The following is a 16,209-nucleotide window of genomic DNA, read 5'->3' as shown; positions in this document are numbered from 1 at the left end:
GCGGGCAAGCGGCTCAGCGCCTGCCGCCCACTTCGATGAAGCGCAGGAACTCGGCGCGGGTACGCGCGTCGTCGCGGAAGCTGCCCAGCATCTTGGAGGTGACCATGCTGACGCCGCGCTTATGGATGCCGCGGGTGGTCATGCATTCGTGGGCGCCTTCCACGACCACGCCGACGCCGATCGGCTGCAGCACATCCTGGATGCACTGGGCGATCTGCGCGGTCATCTTTTCCTGCACCTGGAAGCGGCGGGCGTAGGCTTCGACCACGCGGGCCAGCTTGCTGATGCCCACCACCTTGCCGGCCGGCAGGTAGCCGACGTGCACGCGGCCGATGATCGGCGCCATGTGGTGTTCGCAGTGGCTTTCGTACTCGATGTCGCGCAGGACGATCAGTTCGTCGTAGCCGGCCACTTCCTCGAAGGTCCGCTCCATGTAGGCGCGCGGGTCGTCGCGGTAGCCGCTGAACCAATCGCCATAGGCTTCGGCGACACGGCGCGGGGTATCCAGCAGTCCTTCACGGGACGGGTCCTCGCCGGCCCAGCGCAGCAGGGTGCGTACCGCATCCTCGGCCTGGTCCTGGGTCACATCGCCCTGCGGGGCGGCCTTTTCGTTGTTCTTGCTCATTGCGTACAGCGTCCCGAACGGGGGGCGAGCATCGTACCCGACCGCGGGGTGGGTCGTCCTGTGGGTCGGGTTCATCGGGGGTCTTTCGGGCGCCTTGTCTGGTACTGGGCTGGAGGGGGAGAGGGGACTGCGCAGGACACGCCGTGAACCCATCCCTGGGGACTCGATGGCGCCATCCATGGCGCCAACGGTCCTGCGCAGCTCCCCTCCCCCTCCCGGACAGTTTCCTGCGGGCGCGGCCGGACCGCCCGAAAGCAGGCTTCGGAAGCACCGCGCGCCGCTGCTGTGGTGGGTGCTCTGGTAGCGCCGGGCCATGCCCGGCGGCTGTTTGTGCCGCCGCTGCGCTCGCCGCGCATGGCCCGGCGCTACCGCTCCTGCCTTCAAGGAGCCAACCCACCGCGCTCGCGGGGTGATGGGAGGGCAGCGGGGGCCGGGCGGGGCAGGACCGTCCGCGGCATGGATGCCGCGGCCGAGCTCCCAAGGGCGAGGGCGCTTTGCTCGCGAGGCATGCCTCGCAAGCGCCCGAACGCCCAGCCGCCAGCGGCCAGGCCGGACCCCGCAGCCCCACCGACAACCAGCACGCGCAACGCTTTCCTCAGTACACCCACCCCAATCACCCATTCAGCAAAAACTATTGATAGGAATCAAATTAGTAGTACCCTATCTATCTCTTATGGACCGACCCCTCGACGACCGCACCCGGCTGCAGATGCAGCTCAGCTCCGGCCTGCTCTATGCGGGACGTCAGTGGCAGCGCCTGGCCGACAGCCGGCTCGGCAGCTACGGCATCTCCACCGCCTGCACCATGCCCCTGTTGATGATCGGCCGCTCCGGCGGCGGTATCCGCCAGGTGGCACTGGCCCAGCAGCTGGGCATGGAAGGCCCCTCCCTGGTACGCCTGCTGGACAAGCTGTGCGCCAGCGACCTGGTCCGCCGCGAAAGCGACGCCAGCGACCGCCGCGCCAACCTGCTGTGGCTGACCGACGAGGGACAGGCGCTGGTGCGCGAGCTGGAGGAACAGCTCATCGGCCTGCGCCAGGACGTGTTCGGTGAACTTTCCATGGATGAACTGCAGGCCGTGCTGAAGGCATGGCGCCTGCTGGCCGAGGCGGCCGACCGCATCACGTAAGCGCGTTGTCCTTGAAACACCGCCGCTGCCGTGCAGGCGCCAGCGGCTTTTGCCCGTTGCCGTTGTCCTGTGTGTTGCCCTCCCCTCCACCATCTCGCCCCCCTACCGATGCCCGGTGAATTCAGTCTCCACGGAGTGTTCGTCCCGACCCTGCTCGGGTTGATGTTGTTGGCCTACCTGATCAACAGCGGCCTGCACGCGCTGCTGCAGCGTGCCGGTGCCTACCGCCATGTCTGGCATCCGGCGCTGTTCAACCTGGCGCTGTACGGGATCGTGCTGGGCCTGCTGTTCCACCTCCTGCGTTGGATGCAATCGTGAACAAGATCGTGAAGAAGACCCTTCCCATACTGCTGACCAGCGCGGCGGTGATCGTGGCCCTGCTGGTCCTGCGCCAGCTGTGGATCTATTACATGGATGAGCCGTGGACCCGCGATGCCCATGTCGGCGCCGACGTGGTGCAGGTGGCCCCCGATGTGTCCGGCCTGGTGGAATCGGTGAACGTGGCCGACAACCAGGCGGTGAAGAAGGGCGACGTGCTGTTCGTGATCGACCGCGCGCGCTACCGCATCGCGCTGGAACAGGCCAAGGCCAGCCTGGCCGAGCGCCAGGCCTCGGTGACGCAGCTGCGCCGCGAAATCGGCCGTGACCGCAGCCTGCAGGACCTGGTGGCCGCCGAGGACGCCGAAGTGCGCCGCGCCAAGCTGCAGGCCGCGCAGGCGTCGCTGGCCACCGCCCAGGCGGCGGTCGACCTGGCTGATCTGAACCTGGCCCGCACCGAAGTGCACGCACCGGCCGACGGCCGGGTCAACGACCGCACCATGCGCGTGGGCGACTACGTGGTGGCCGGCAAGCCGGTGCTGGCGCTGCTGGATACCGGCTCGTTCCGCATCGATGGCTACTTCGAGGAAACCCGCCTGCGCGGCGTGGCCCCGGGGCAGGCCGTGGACATCCGCCTGATGGGCGAATCGACCGCGCTGCGCGGCCACGTCGAAAGCATTGCCGCCGGCATCGAGGACCGCTACCGCAGCAACGGCAGCACCCTGCTGCCGAACGTGACCCCGGCCTTCGACTGGGTGCGGCTGGCGCAGCGCATCCCGGTGCGCATCGCCATCGATGACGTGCCTCAGGGCGTGGAACTGATCGCCGGCCGTACCGCCACGGTGACCGTCGAAACCAACAGCATGAAGCACCCAGGCAAGGCCGGCACCACGCCGACACAGGCGGGCCTGTGAACACCACCTTGCCCCGCCTCGGCCTGATCGTTGCGCTGGCCAGCCTGGCGGCCTGCAGGACCGTCGGCCCGGATTACGCCCTGCCGGAAGGCTCGGCCTTCAAGCGCCCGGAGGCCAATGCCGCCTTCATCGACACCCAGAACCCGGACGTCGCCGCCAACCAGGCGCTTCCCGACCGCTGGTGGTCGCTGTACAACGATCCGGTGCTGGATGGCCTGATCACCCAGGCGCTGCGTGACAACGTCGAACTGAAGGCCGCCGATGCACACCTGCGCCGCGCCGCCGCCGTGTACGAACAGGCGATGGATGCCGGTGGCTTCGAGTACGAAGCCGAAGCCGGCGTCAGCCGTGCGCAGCTGTCGGCCGAAGCCTTCCTGCAGGAACACGAGCTGCCGGTGATCAACCTGGCCGACGGCAAGTTCGCGGTCAGCTACCAGTTCGACCTGTTCGGCAAGCTCAAGCGCGGTGCCGAAGCGGCCCGCGCCGACGAGCAATCGGTGGCCGCCGCACGCGACCTGGCGCAGGTGAGCGTGGTGGCCGAGGTGGCCGACAGCTACCTGGAAATCTGCCACGCCAACCACGAACTGCACGTGGCCGAGCATTCGCTGCAGCTGCAGCAGCGCAGCCGCTCGGTCACCCAGCGCCTGATCAATGCCGGCCGCGGCACGCCGCCGGAGCTGGCCCGCGCCAACGCGCAGGTCGCCCTGCTGGAAGCCGCACTGCCGCCGCTGCGCGCGCAGCGTTCGGCCGCCGCCTATTCGCTGGCCGCGCTGCTGGGGCAGACCCCCGGCCAGCTGCCGGCCGGCGTGATCGACTGCGCCGACGCGCCGCGCCTGGCCCAGCCGCTGCCGGTGGGTGATGGCCGCGCCCTGCTGCAGCGTCGCCCCGACATCCGCCAGGCCGAGCGCAAGCTGGCCTCGGCCACCGCACGCATCGGCGTGGCCACCGCCGAGCTGTACCCGGACATCCGTCTGGGTGCCTCGCTGGGTGCCGCCGGCCTGCTGGAGGACTTCGGCCAGCCGATGACCCAGCAGTGGTCGATCGGCCCGCTGATCTCGTGGACGCTGCCGTCCTCGGGCACCCACGCCCGCATCCACGCCGCCGAGGCCGGTGCCGACGCCGCGCTGGCCGAGTTCGACCATGCGGTGCTGCAGGCCCTGCGCGAGACGCAGACCGCGCTGGACCGCTACGCGCAGGACCTGCGCCGCCTGCAGTCGCTGCGCGAAGCCCAGCAGCAGGCCGCGCTGGCCGCCGAGCAGAACCGCCGGCTGTACCAGGCCGGGCGCACCCCGTACCTGTCCAGCCTGGATGCCGACCGCAGCCTGGTGACCAGTGATGCCACCCTGGCCGCGGCCGAGGCGCAGGTCTCGCGCGACCAGATCCATCTGTTCCTGGTGCTGGGTGGCGGCTGGCAGACCACGGTCGCGGCGGCGGCCCCGGCCACCGCGCAGGCCACGGCGAAGTAAGCCATGAACGCGCTGACCGACCGCCAGGCGTGGCTGTTCTCGATCAAGACCTACCTGGCCGCGGTGGCCGCGCTGTACATCGCCATGGCCGGCAACCTGTCGCGCCCGTACTGGGCGATGGGCACGGTGTACATCGTCAGCCAGCCACTGCTGGGCCCGACCCGGGCCAAGGGCGTGTACCGCATCGTCGGCACCCTTGTGGCCGGCCTGGCCACCCTGCTGGTGCTGCCGGCGCTGGTGGAAACGCCGATGGTGCTGAGCGCGGCGATGTCGATCTGGCTGGCGGGCTGCCTGTTTCTGGCCCTGCTCAACCGTGGCCCGCGCGGCTACGCGTTCCTGCTGGCCGGCTACACCACCGCCTTCATCGGCTTCCCGGCGGTGACCTCGCCGGAAACCATCTTCGACACGGTGGTGGCGCGCAGCGAGGAGATCATCCTCGGCACGGTGGTGGCGGTGCTGGCCGCGTCGCTGCTGTTCCCGGCCTCGGTGCAGCCGATGCTGCGCACCCGCATCGGCAACTGGATGGAGGATGCCGCGCAGTGGTGCCGGCAGATCCTCGAGCGTGGCCGCGCCCACGCCCCGCGCAACCGGCTGGCCGCCGACCTGGTGCAGTTCGAAGCCCTCATCGAGTTCCTGCGCCGCGATGATCCGCGCCATGCGGGTTCTGCGGTTTCGATGGAACGCCTGCGCGAGCGCATGCTGCTGTTGCTGCCGGTGCTGTCGTCGATTGCCGACCGCCTGAGCGCGCTGCGCAGCGAGGGACAGACGCTGCCCGAGGGCCTGCCGGCGCTGGTCGATGACATCCACGACTGGATCGATACGCCCGCCAGTGCCAGCGACTACGCCCGCCTGCGTGCGCGCATCAGCGCGCTGAAGCCGCAGGTGGACAGCGACCTGCAGCACCTGCAGCTGGCCAGCCTGCTGCTGCGCCTGGAGGAGCTGGTGGACCTGTGGCAGGACTGCCGCACCCTGCAGCACGCGATCGACCACGGCACCGCGCCGCTGGACCGCGCCCATTACCGCATCCGTACCGAGCGGGTGGCCACCGACAAGCACGTCGACTACGGCATGGCGCTGTTCTCCGCGCTCAGCGCCGGCGTGGCGTTGATGAGCTACTGCGTGCTGTGGATCGGCCTGGGTTGGGAGGGTGGCGGCAACGGCGCGATGATGGCGGCGGTGACGGCCGCGTTCTTCGCCGCACAGGACGACCCGGCACCGAGCATGGTCTCGTTCCTGGTCTGGGCCATCGTCGCTTCGCTGGTGGCCGGCGTGTACCTGTTCGGCGTGTTCCCGGCCGTGCATGACTTCGGCCTGCTGGCACTGGTGCTGGCGGTGGCGTTCCTGCCGCTGGGCCTGCTGCTGCACCACCCCAAGAGCGCGCTGTTCGCGCTGCCGCTGACGGTGAACCTGGCCGCGCTGCTGAGCCTTCAGAACACCTACAGCGCCAACATCCAGAGCTTCCTCAACTCGTCCATCGCAATGTTCATCGGCATTGGCTTCGCGGTGGTGATGACCCGCCTGTTCCGTTCGGTGGGTGCCGAGTGGACCGCGCGCCGGCTGGTGCGGCAGGGCTGGACCACGCTGGCCGAGGCCGCCGAAGGGCGCGGCCAGCAGGACCGCCAGCGCTTCGCCGCACGCATGCTGGACCTGCTGGGCCTGCTCGCCCCGCGCCTGGCAGCGACGCCGGAAGGCAGCGACATCGCCTCGGTGGACATGCTCAACGAGGCACGCATCGGCCTGAACATCCTGCAGCTGCGCCGTGCCCGCCTGGACCTGCCGGAGCGCAGCCGCGAGGCGGTCGAGCACATCCTGGAAGAGATTGCCGCACACTACCGTCGGCAGATTGCCGCACGCCGGCCGATTGCCGCCGCCGAAGCACTGCGCGAGCGCCTGGACACGTCGCTGGGCCGGGTCGGTGGCGTAGGCGCCTGCAAGGCGCGCGACGAGGCGCTGATGGGACTGATCGGCCTGCGCTTCGCGCTGTTCCCCGAGGCGAAGGCGTTGGCTCCGGGGTTGGCGGACGCCGAAGCACCGTCGGTGTGATGCGATCCGCCGGGCACGGCCCGGCGCTACCATCGCTACCCGGTAGCGCCGGGCCATGCCCGGCGGCCTTTCGCTCCGACAACAGGACGGTTCAATGAGTTACGACATGATGGTGTTCGAGGCCAGCGCTGCGCCACGCGAAGCGGCGGCCTTCATCGCCTGGTTCGATAAGCAGGCCGAGTGGGGCGAGAACCACGACTATGACGATCCGGCAGTGAGCAGCCCGGTGCTGCAGGCGTGGTTCGCAGAGATGGTGCAGGAGTTCCCGCCGATGAGCGGCCCGCTGAGCAACGATGACGACGACCGTCCCGGGCTGACCGACTACAGTATCGGCCGCGAGGTGATCTACGCCGCATTCGCCTATTCGGTGGCGGAGCGCGCGCACGGGCGCGTGCAGGACCTGGCCGAGAAGCACGGCGTGGGGTTCTTCGATCTGAGTGCGGATGAAGCGGCGATCGTGTTCCCGGATGGGCTGGTGTTGATCGCGGAGTGAGGGGGCGGCAGGGCTGCGCCCTGCACCTGCAGAAGCTTCAAGCCGAAGCCGAAGCAACAGCGGGCTATCCGTGGGACGGCGGGGTGGGTCCGGTTGCGGGGGACGCTGCAAGTACGTCCCTGTAAGCTCGGTCGCCCCATCCATGGCGCTCACGCCCCCGCAACCGGACCCACCCCGCCTTCGACAATTTCCTGCCGTCTGTTGGAACGGCGCTCTGCTTTGGTGGGTGCCGACCGTTGGTCGGCACGGGGTCGGATATCGATGTCTGACAGGTGTGTCGACCAACGGTCGACACCTACCAACAGCCGCAGTTGCCGGTAGGTCCACGCCATGCGTGGATGGGGGTCAGAGCCCGTTCCCGTCGGGAACGGGATCCGAGCCCGCTTCGGCGCCCAGCCGCCAAGCCAGGCCGCCCAGGCGGCTCGCATGCCGCTTCAACGCGGCCACCAGCACCTCTTCGCTGCCGGCCACATGCAGGCGCTGGCGCGCACGGGTGAGGCCGGTGTAGACCAGTTCGCGCGACAGTACGCGGCTGTCCTGCCGTGGCAGCTGCAGCCACACTTCATCGAACTCCGAGCCCTGTGCCTTGTGCACGGTCATCGCGAACGCGCTCTCGTGCGCGGGCAGTGCGGCCGGGTGGAAGGCGCGGGGCTGATCGGCGGTGTCGCCGGGGAACCAGGCCACCATCGCGCCGCTGGTGTCGCGCAGGCAGATGCCGATGTCACCGTTGAACAGGCGATGGCGGTAGCTGTTTTCGGTCACCAGCAGCAGGCGGCCCTGGAAGTAGCCGGGAGTGTTGCCGGCCAGCAGCTGTTCGATGCGGCTGTTGAGCCCGCGTGCTCCCTGTGGGCCTTCGCGCAGGGCGGTCAGCACGCGCAGGCGGCCGGCCTGCTGCAGCGCACGGCCCGGGTCTTCGGCCTCGGCCAGCGTGCGCCAGTGCGAAAGCAGGTGGTCGCGCTGGCCACGCAGCGGGTCGGCGTCGTTCTCGTGGAAGCTGACCCCGGACAGGCTGCCGCTGCGCAGCAGGGCCAGCGCGGTGCCGCTATCACCTTCGCGCACCGCCTGCGCCAATGGCGCCAGCTGCAGGGCGTCGCTCTGCCGGTAGCCGCGCTGCAGCTGCACGCGACGGCCGGCGAAGGCGCGCGGCGCAGCCTGCGGCTGCAGGGTCGGCGCGGCCAGCAGTCCATGCAGGGCCTGCGCGTCATCGGCACGGGTACCGCTGCCATCGCCGCTGGCACGCAGGATGGCGCTGAGCACGTCGCCTGCTTCCACCGAGGGCAGCTGGTCCGGGTCACCCAGCAGAATCAGCCGCGTGCCGCTGGCGACGGCATCGACCAGCTTGGCCATCAGCGGCAGGTCGATCATCGAGGCTTCGTCCACCACCACCACGTCCACCGGCAACGGGTTGTCGGCGTGGTGGCGGAAGCGCGGCGAGTCGGGAATGACACCGAGCAGGCGATGCAGGGTGGTGCCGGTGCTCGGCAGCGCCGCGCACAGCGCCGGGTCCAGGCCTTCTTCCTGCAGGCGCTGCACGGCCAGGCGCAGGCTTTCAGCCATGCGCTCGGCGGCGCGCCCGGTCGGCGCGGCCAGCGCCACCTGCGGCAGCGGTTCGCCGGCGTGCAGGGCCTGCGCGGCCAGCAGCAGCAACAGGCGCGCGATGGTGGTGGTCTTGCCGGTACCAGGGCCGCCAGTGACCAGCGCCAACGGGTGGCGCAGGGTCACGCCGGCGGCGCGCGCCTGGTGGTCTTGCTGGGTGGCGGCAGCGGGGAACAGGCGCGCGAACAACGGCGCCAGCGCCGCCATGTCCGGCGCCGGCAACGGGTGCCGGCCGATGCGCTGCAGGCCGGCGGCCAGCTGCCGCTCGTATTCGCGGTAACGGCGCAGGTACAGCAGGCCGTTTTCCAGCACCAGCGGTGCCTCATCGGCGGCCGCCTCGGGATCCGCCGGCTGCGCCACCCACGGCGATGCCTGCAGCTGGGCCAGCCACTGCGCGGGTGCGGGCCAGGCCTGGAAGCCTTCCAGCAGGCGCTGCGGCTGTGACGGATCGAAGGCGGCGTGGCCCTGCGACACCGCCAGCGAGGCCAGCGCGGCAGCAACCGCCACGGCATCGGGGGTGTCCTCGCGCAGCCGCCGCAGGCTGGTGGCCAAGGCGTGGTCGAGGGTGCGCAGGTGGCCACCGCGGTACAGCTGCTGCAACAGGGTGGTGCTCATGCGCTGGCTCCAAGGGCACGCGCGACCAGGTCGGCATGGGCGGCGTCGCCCCCGGCGAACAGCGCGTCCAGTCCATCCACCAGCTCTGGCGCGAAGTGGTCCTCGTGCACGCCATTGCCGTTGCCATCCAGGCCACGGCAGAACAGGTAGCGGATGCCGCCCATGTCACGCGCGTAGTCGTAACTGCGACCCAGGCGGAAGCGCAGCCAACGGTGCAGGGCCACGGTGTAGATCAGCGCCTGCAGGTCGTATTCGCTGTGGCGCATGGCGATCTGCAGCAGGTCCGGGCTGTAGCCCGGCAGCCGGTTGGATTTGTAGTCGAGCACGTACCAGCGCCCATCGCGCACGTAGGTGAGGTCGATCTTGCCGGTCATCAGCCCTTCCAGCCGGCGGCGCAGGCCAAAGCCGCGGCGCGCGCTGGAAATGCCGTGCGCGTGCAGCAGCTGCAGCAGCGCGGGCACGGCGGTCGGTTCGATGGCGAAGTGGAATTCGATTTCTGCGCGGCGGTCGCCCTCGCCCAGGCTGTGCAGGGCACCGCCTTCGGGAAGCGCGACGGTGAGCGTATGGCCTACCAGCGGCACCAGCACCGCCACGCCATCGTCCAGGTCCTCGTCGGCGTAGCCTTCGTCGTGCAGCGCTTTGCGCAGCAGGTCGGCCTGCCCTTCCGGCGCGGGCTGGTCGGCTGTCCAGCCGCCCCAAGCGGCGAAGTCAACGTTTTCCAGCGCTTCGTGCAGGACGTTGCCGAAACGGCTGCCCATGAAGCGTGGGTCCAGGGGTGCGGCGTCGGCAGCTGCGGGTTCGGGCAGGGCCGGTTCCAGCGGCAGTTCCGCACCCGCCGGTTCGTCGGCGGCCGGTGCCGGCAGTTCGGTGGCCGCCGCTTCGACGTCGTCACCGGCATCGGCATGCGCCAGCTGGGTGAAGCTGTACACCCACCAGTCGTGCGGTACGCGCCGGGTCAGGCTGCGCACGGCCGGCGGTTCGCCATCCTGTTCGACCGGCAGCTGCGGCAGCCGCAGCACAGGCTCGCTGTCGTCGATGTGCACATCGGTGTGCGGATGCAGCGCCTGCAGGTCACCCAGCAGCGGCGCCAGACGGGTCTTGCCGAGCCCGGCGAGATCGCCGATGGCGATCCACAGCGCATGCTCGGCGCGGGTCAGGCCCACGTACAGCAGGCGCGCATCCTCGGCGCGCTGCTCGCGTTCGCGCTGGCCGCTGGCTGCTTCCCAGGCCTCGTCCTTGTCCAGCTTCCAGTGCAGCTGGCGTTCGCCGTCCACGTGCACGGTGCAGTGCGCGGCGTTGTTCGGCGCTCCACCGTCGATGCCAACGAACGGCAGGTAGACCAGCGGGTATTCCAGGCCCTTGCTCTTGTGCAGGGTGATGATCTGCACGCGGCGCGCGTCCGATTCCAGGCGCAGCAGCTGCTGCTCGTCGTTCTGGTCGGCATTGGCCATCTGCCCCTGCAGCCAGTCCAGCAGGCCATGCATGCCCAGGGCCTGCGCGGAGGCTTCCTGCAGCAGTTCGCCCAGCTGGAGGTAGTTGGTCAGCCGGCGCTCGCCATCGATCAGCGCCAACAGGCGTTCGCCCTGTGCGGCGCAGACATCTGCCACCACGGCGAACGGGCCACCGCGCTGCCAGCGCTCGCGCCAATGCAGCAGCTGCGCCTGGAACGCGCGCTGCAGGTCACCCTCGCGTTCCATGTTGGCAATCGCACTGGCCCGCTGGCCGAGCAGCACCGTTGCCAGCGCCGCACGCAGGCGACCTTCGTCAGCCGGTTGCAGCAGGGCCAGCAGCAGCGCGCGCAGGTCGCGTGCCTCGCTGGTGGAGAACAGGCTCTGCTTGCCCGCCGCCACCGCCGGAATGCCCACCGCCGCCAGCGCGCGCTGCACCAGCGTCGCCTCGCGGTGCGAGCGCACCAGTACGGCGATATCACCGGGCTGCACCGGGCGGCCGCGCAGGACGGCGGTACCGGCACGCGCATCCAGCAGGGTCTGGTGGATGGCGGCGACGCAGGCCTGGGTCGCGGCGGCACGCGAGGCGTCGGCGCTCATCGCCTTGTCGCCTTCGCTGCGCAGCACGCGCAGGGTCAGTGCCGGGGCCGCGGCGCCGTCGCGCAGGTAGTCTTCATCCGTACGCACGCCACCGGGGCGGACCGGCTCGAAGCCGATGCCGGCTTCCAGGAAAGCGTCTTCGCCACCGTTGTCGTACAGCGCCTGCAGCGCGCGCAGCACCGAAGGTCGCGAACGGAAGTTCTGGTCCAGCGGCGGTGCCGGCCGCGCGGCCTGCTTGGCCTTCAGATAGGTGTGGATGTCACCGCCACGGAAGCCGTAGATCGCCTGCTTCGGGTCGCCGATCAGGAACAGCGCCGGCGGCAGACCGAGTTCCCGCACTTCCGGCGAATCGCCGAACACGGTGTGGAAGATGCCCCACTGGCGATCGTCGGTGTCCTGGAACTCATCGACCAGGGCGATACGGTACTGCAGGCGTAGCTTGCGCACCAGCTCCAGCCGCTGCGAACCCTCCAGCGCCTGCGCCACGCCGTCGATCAGGTCGTCGTAGGTCTGCACCCGGCGCGTGCGCTTGAGCATGGCCAGACGCTGCGTGGCTTCTTCGCGCAGGCTGTGCAGGAAGTTCAGCGCGGCCGCGCGCAGCCACTGCTCGCGCTGGGCCAGCAACGCCACGTAGCGCTCCAGCGGTGCCTGCAGCGGCGAGGATGGCGTGCGGTCAGCGAACTTCTTGTTGGTCTTGGACACCAGCGCATCCGCCAGCAGCGCCGGCAGGCGGTCGCTGCTCAGCGGCTCGCCGGCATCGTCGCGCGCGGCCCAGGCCAGCAGCTGCCGGCCCAGCGGGTGCAGCCAGCCCAGCTTGTAGGAAACGCCGTTGATCCACTTGTTGTCCACCGCCTCGCACAGATCGAGGAAGAACTGCTCGCCGTGCTCGCGCACGGCCATCGACAGGTCCGCTGCCGCGGCCTGCAACGCCGGGCGCGGGTCATCCACCGCCAGCAGCTGCGGGCGCGGGTACAGCGGTGGTGAGCCCAGCAGCGCGCGCAGGTCCGAGGCCAGCGCATCGGGGTTCGACCACAGCCAGAGCAGTGGCTCCAGCGTGGCCGGGTCGTTGGCATGCACGCGCCACAGATCAGCGGCCAGTTCCTCCAGCAGCTCGCGGTCGCTGGCCAGCAGTTCCGGCGGATCGAAGGTGTGCCCGCTTTCCAGCGCATGTTCGCGCAGAACACGGGTGCAGAAACCATGGATGGTGAAGATCGAGGCCAGGTCGATCTCGTCGGCGGCCACCTGCAGGCGGCGCTTCAGCGCGGCAGCGCTTTCGCTACCTTCGTCGAGGTGGCGCTGCAGCACCTGCCGGGTCAGCAGCGCATCGGGCGCCTCGTCGTCGGCCGGCGGCAGGTCGACCAGGCGCGCAGCCAAGGCCAGGCGCTCGCGGATGCGCTTGCGCAGCTCCTGGGTGGCGGCATCGGTGAAGGTCACCGCCAGGATCTGGCCGATGCGCAAGCCCTGTTCCACCACCAGGCGGGTGAACAGCGTGGCCAGGGTGAAGGTCTTGCCGGTACCAGCGCTGGCTTCGATCAGACCGATGCCCTGCAGTGGCAGTAGCAGGTAGGGATCCACGGGGGTGCTCATGCGTCGGCCTCCTTGCCGGTGCCACCCGGACCACGCCCGTCGCGCACCGCGCGGAATACCACCTGGCTGTTGCGCAGCAGGTCGGCGTAACTGTCGTCATCGGCGAAGGGATCGGCGCCGCGCAGCAGCAGCTGCCAGGCATCGCTGTTGGCTTCGCCCCAGCTGCGGTCGCTGCCGTGCCACTGCTTCCAGCCTTCGCTGCGTTGTTTTTCCACCGGTGCGGTGAACAGCACCCAGCCGGTATATGGCGCGAAGCGCAGCGGCTCGCGCAGACCGCGCTGGCGCAGCTGCAGCAGCGCGCGCAGTGCACTGCGTGCGGCCGCCGCGCCCGGTGCAGGCTGGATGTGCGGGCCGGGGCCGGCATCACCACCATCGTGGAACTGCACCAGCGGCAGCGCATCGCCGGCCGCATTGGCCAGCAGCCAGTCCAGGCCCTGGCGGATCACTGCGTTGCCGTTGAGCGTGCCGGCGCGCAGGCGCATCAGGCCTTCAGGATGGCGGTCGGCGACGCGGCCGTGCAGGCGCACGCCGTCGATCTCCACTTCGTAGCGGCGGCTTTCCAGCGGCTGCCCCTGCATCCAGCCCAGCATCGCGCTGGCGTAGGGTCGGGTCTTGAGCTGTTCGGCTTCGAACTGGCGCTCACCCAGCGCACCCGACGGCAGCAGGCCACGGGCGCGCAGGCGCGGGTAGAGCGGCTCGACATCACCGCTGAGGGTGGCGCGTACCACCGCGGCCTGCACGCTGCGTTTTTCCGGCCCGCGCGAGGACAGCACCAGTGGCTCCAGGTCGTCCACCTCCTCGACATCGTCGGCCAGGCGCAGGCCCAGCGCCTGGGCCAGGAACTGACCGGCCGGGTCGCACAGGAAGCGGCGCAGCGTGTCCAGGGCCACCTCTTCTTCCACCGCGTCATCCAGAGGTGGCGGCAGCGCGGCGTCGAACCACGGCTGCAGTCCGCCGCGCTGGCCGGCCATGCGCCCGGCGGCCGGGTGCCACTGGCGGCGGTAGCTGAAACGACGCGGGTCGCCTTCACCGAAGGCGGCGGGCGAGAACGGCTGCAGCGCGTGGCGCACGGTGAACGCACGCTTGGCCGCGTCCGGCGCCTGGTGGTATTCGGCGGCGGCGTCGATCAGCTCGCTGACCAGCACCGAGGGTTCGCGCACGCTGCCATCGCGCGGGTCGGCGCCGAGATAGCTCAGATAGAACACGTCCTGCGCGGCGGCAAACAGCTGCAGGAACAGGAAGCGGTCATCCTCGCGGGTGGAGCGGTCCCCCGGGCGACGGCGAGGCGTGTCCAGCTCGGCGGTCAGCTGGTTCAAGCCAGCCGCCGGATCGCGGCGCGGGAAGTCGCCATCGTTGAGGCCGAGCACGCAGATCACCCGGAACGGCAGCAGGCGCATCGGCACCATGCGGCCGAAGCTGATGCCGCCGGTCAGCAGCGGCGCACGCGTATCGGCCTCGGACAGCGCGCCGGCGAAGTGCGCACGCACCACCTCCGGCGGTACGCCATCCTCGAAGCCGGCCTTGCGGGCGTCGTCGGCGAACTGGTTGAGCAGCTTGCGCAGGCGCTCCAGCGCGCGCTGGCTGTTGGGCGAACTGGGCGCCTCCGGCAGCAGCGCATCAAGCAGGGACAGCAGGCGCTGCCGCCACTGCGCCGGGGTCAAGGTCTCGCCGAGGCGACGCTGGTACACCGCCAGCACGCGCAGCAGGCGCAGCAGCCGGTCCAGCGCGTCCAGCGCGCCGCCTTCCAGCTCGATCCATGGTGCCACGCCGGCCAGGTCGACATCGCTGCCGGTGGCGTGGCCCAGCAGCAGGCGGTCCAGCGCGAACTGCCAGGTGTAGGCGTCGTCGCGCGGTGCCTGCAGCTGGCCGCGATGGTTGGCATCGATGCCCCAGCGCGCACCGGCCTGCTGCAGCCAGCCATGCAGGCGGTCGAAGTCCACCGCCTCCAGCCCGGCCGCCTCGGCCAGCGGCGCGCTGGCCAGCAGGTCGAGGATCTCGTTCAGGCCGAACCGCGATACCGGCAGCGACAGCAGGTGCACGAACACATCGGCCAGCGGCTCGCCCGCCAGCGGGCTGCTGTCGGCCAGCGCATAGGGAATATGTTCCTCGTCGCCGCCACGGCCGCCGAACACAGCTTCCAGGTACGGCACGTAGGGATCGATGTCCGGTGCCAGCACCGCGATCTCGCGGGCCTGCAGCGGCGGGTCGAAGCGCGGGTCCTGCAGCAGGCTGCGCAGCTGGTCGTGCAGCACCTGCAGTTCGCGCAGGCGGGTGTGGCAGGCATGCACCTGCAGGCTGGGGTCGTCACTGCGCGGTTCCTCGCGCAGCTCGCCCGAGGGCAGCGCGCGGCGGTGGAACAGGTCGCGCTGCAGGCGGTGCAGCAGGCTGTCGGCCAGCCCGCCCTCGGCCAGGGTCGGGCGGGTGTCGTCTTCGGGATCCGAGTACGCGGCGATCTCACCCGCCGGGTGCACCACTTCGTAACTGCCCAGCACGGCCATGAAGTCGCGGCCGGCCGCCCCCCAGGCTTCCAGCAGGCGGTTCTCGCCCGCAGCTTCGCCAAAGGGATCGGGTGCGCCGCTGCGCAGGCGCTCGGCCAGGGTCTGCAGGTCACCCCAGTACGACTGCACCGGGGTCGGCATGTAGAAGTGCAGCTCGCCGACCCGGGCCTGGGTGGCCATCACCCGCAGGACGTCGGGCGAGATGTTCAGCGTGGCGAACGCCGACAGGCGCGGCGGCAGGCCGTTTGGCTTGGGCTTGTCCGGGCCCTCGAAACGGTCCAGGTAGTCCTGGATGCGGCGCGCGCGGTAGCCGCGTCCTGCGGAAATGGCACGCCACAGGATCGCCTGCGGGTCGGCCGGGTCGGCGCCGGCATCCCAGCGCAGCAGCCAGTCGCGGCGCCAGGCCTGGTATTTCTCGAACACCGAGGCCAGCTCGCCGGCCAGCGCCCACGGCTTCAGGGCGTCACCCCCGGCAAGATAGGCCTGCAGCGCACGCATCGGTGGCTGCGCCAGCAGCGCGGGGTCGCGAAGCGCCTGGTACAGCTTCCAGTGCAGGCCGGCAGCGTCCAGGTCGTCGGTTTCGCCATCGACATTGGCGTTGAGCGCCCGCGCGACGAACTCACCCGGGGTGAGGAACTCGAGGTTGGCGGCGACCCCGTATTCGGCCGCCAGTGTCGCCTGCAGCCAGCGACGCATCGCCACCTGCGGGATCAGCACCACCTCCGGCGCCAGCAGCGGCTGCCCCGGCACCGGAGTGCGCACGTTGCGGGCCAGCAGGGCGGCCAGCACGTCCAACGAGTTGGAGTGGTAGAGGCGGAAGTCGCTGAACGGGTCGGTCATCGTGCACAGTGTGCAGGACGCCCGGCAGTATTCAATG

At 70.3% G+C, this 16,209-nt stretch carries 10 protein-coding genes; 6 read left to right on the top strand and 4 right to left on the bottom strand.

Annotated features, from left to right (window positions below):
* Window positions 1-13 precede the first annotated feature (13 nt).
* The gene (gene folE, locus NQ204_RS15245; protein ID WP_079224393.1) at window positions 14-625 is read right to left on the bottom strand and encodes a GTP cyclohydrolase I FolE; all 612 of its coding nucleotides are present in this window, start codon (window positions 623-625) and stop codon (window positions 14-16) included.
* Window positions 626-1,298: 673 nt separating this feature from the next.
* Here folE and NQ204_RS15240 point away from each other — a divergent pair.
* From NQ204_RS15240 to NQ204_RS15215, 6 genes are all read left to right on the top strand, one after another.
* A complete protein-coding gene (locus NQ204_RS15240) occupies window positions 1,299-1,754 on the top strand; it encodes a MarR family winged helix-turn-helix transcriptional regulator (RefSeq protein WP_108770529.1) in 456 nt (151 codons plus the stop codon).
* A gap of 108 nt (window positions 1,755-1,862) precedes the next feature.
* A complete protein-coding gene (locus NQ204_RS15235) occupies window positions 1,863-2,072 on the top strand; it encodes a DUF1656 domain-containing protein (RefSeq protein ID WP_256644320.1) in 210 nt (69 codons plus the stop codon).
* Window positions 2,069-2,986, top strand: coding sequence for an efflux RND transporter periplasmic adaptor subunit (locus tag NQ204_RS15230; protein ID WP_165835761.1), 918 nt, complete (start codon window positions 2,069-2,071; stop codon window positions 2,984-2,986). Before NQ204_RS15235 ends, NQ204_RS15230 begins: the two co-directional genes overlap by 4 nt.
* Window positions 2,983-4,452, top strand: coding sequence for an efflux transporter outer membrane subunit (locus NQ204_RS15225; protein WP_256644319.1), 1,470 nt, complete (start codon window positions 2,983-2,985; stop codon window positions 4,450-4,452). Before NQ204_RS15230 ends, NQ204_RS15225 begins: the two co-directional genes overlap by 4 nt.
* 3 nt (window positions 4,453-4,455) lie before the next feature.
* Window positions 4,456-6,495, top strand: coding sequence for an FUSC family protein (locus NQ204_RS15220; protein WP_116865377.1), 2,040 nt, complete (start codon window positions 4,456-4,458; stop codon window positions 6,493-6,495).
* Between the two features lie 94 nt (window positions 6,496-6,589).
* The gene (locus tag NQ204_RS15215; RefSeq protein ID WP_256644318.1) at window positions 6,590-6,988 is read left to right on the top strand and encodes a hypothetical protein; all 399 of its coding nucleotides are present in this window, start codon (window positions 6,590-6,592) and stop codon (window positions 6,986-6,988) included.
* A gap of 345 nt (window positions 6,989-7,333) precedes the next feature.
* On the opposite strand, the gene recD is transcribed toward NQ204_RS15215, so the two are convergent.
* From recD to recC, 3 genes are read right to left on the bottom strand one after another with little or no spacing between them, the layout of a single operon-like run.
* Window positions 7,334-9,199: an exodeoxyribonuclease V subunit alpha gene (recD, locus tag NQ204_RS15210; RefSeq protein ID WP_256644317.1), complete on the bottom strand. Its 1,866-nt coding sequence runs from the start codon at window positions 9,197-9,199 to the stop codon at window positions 7,334-7,336.
* Complete coding sequence (gene recB / locus NQ204_RS15205; RefSeq protein WP_256644316.1) at window positions 9,196-12,834, bottom strand: exodeoxyribonuclease V subunit beta; 3,639 nt, start codon at window positions 12,832-12,834, stop codon at window positions 9,196-9,198. The genes recD and recB overlap by 4 nt, the downstream gene beginning before the upstream one ends.
* Window positions 12,831-16,172, bottom strand: coding sequence for an exodeoxyribonuclease V subunit gamma (gene recC / locus NQ204_RS15200; protein WP_116864897.1), 3,342 nt, complete (start codon window positions 16,170-16,172; stop codon window positions 12,831-12,833). Before recC ends, recB begins: the two co-directional genes overlap by 4 nt.
* Window positions 16,173-16,209: the final 37 nt, after the last annotated feature.

The sequence above is a fragment of the Stenotrophomonas testudinis genome, assembly GCF_024499815.1.
Lineage (GTDB): Bacteria > Pseudomonadota > Gammaproteobacteria > Xanthomonadales > Xanthomonadaceae > Stenotrophomonas.
This window is presented reverse-complemented; position numbering and strand designations above follow the sequence as displayed.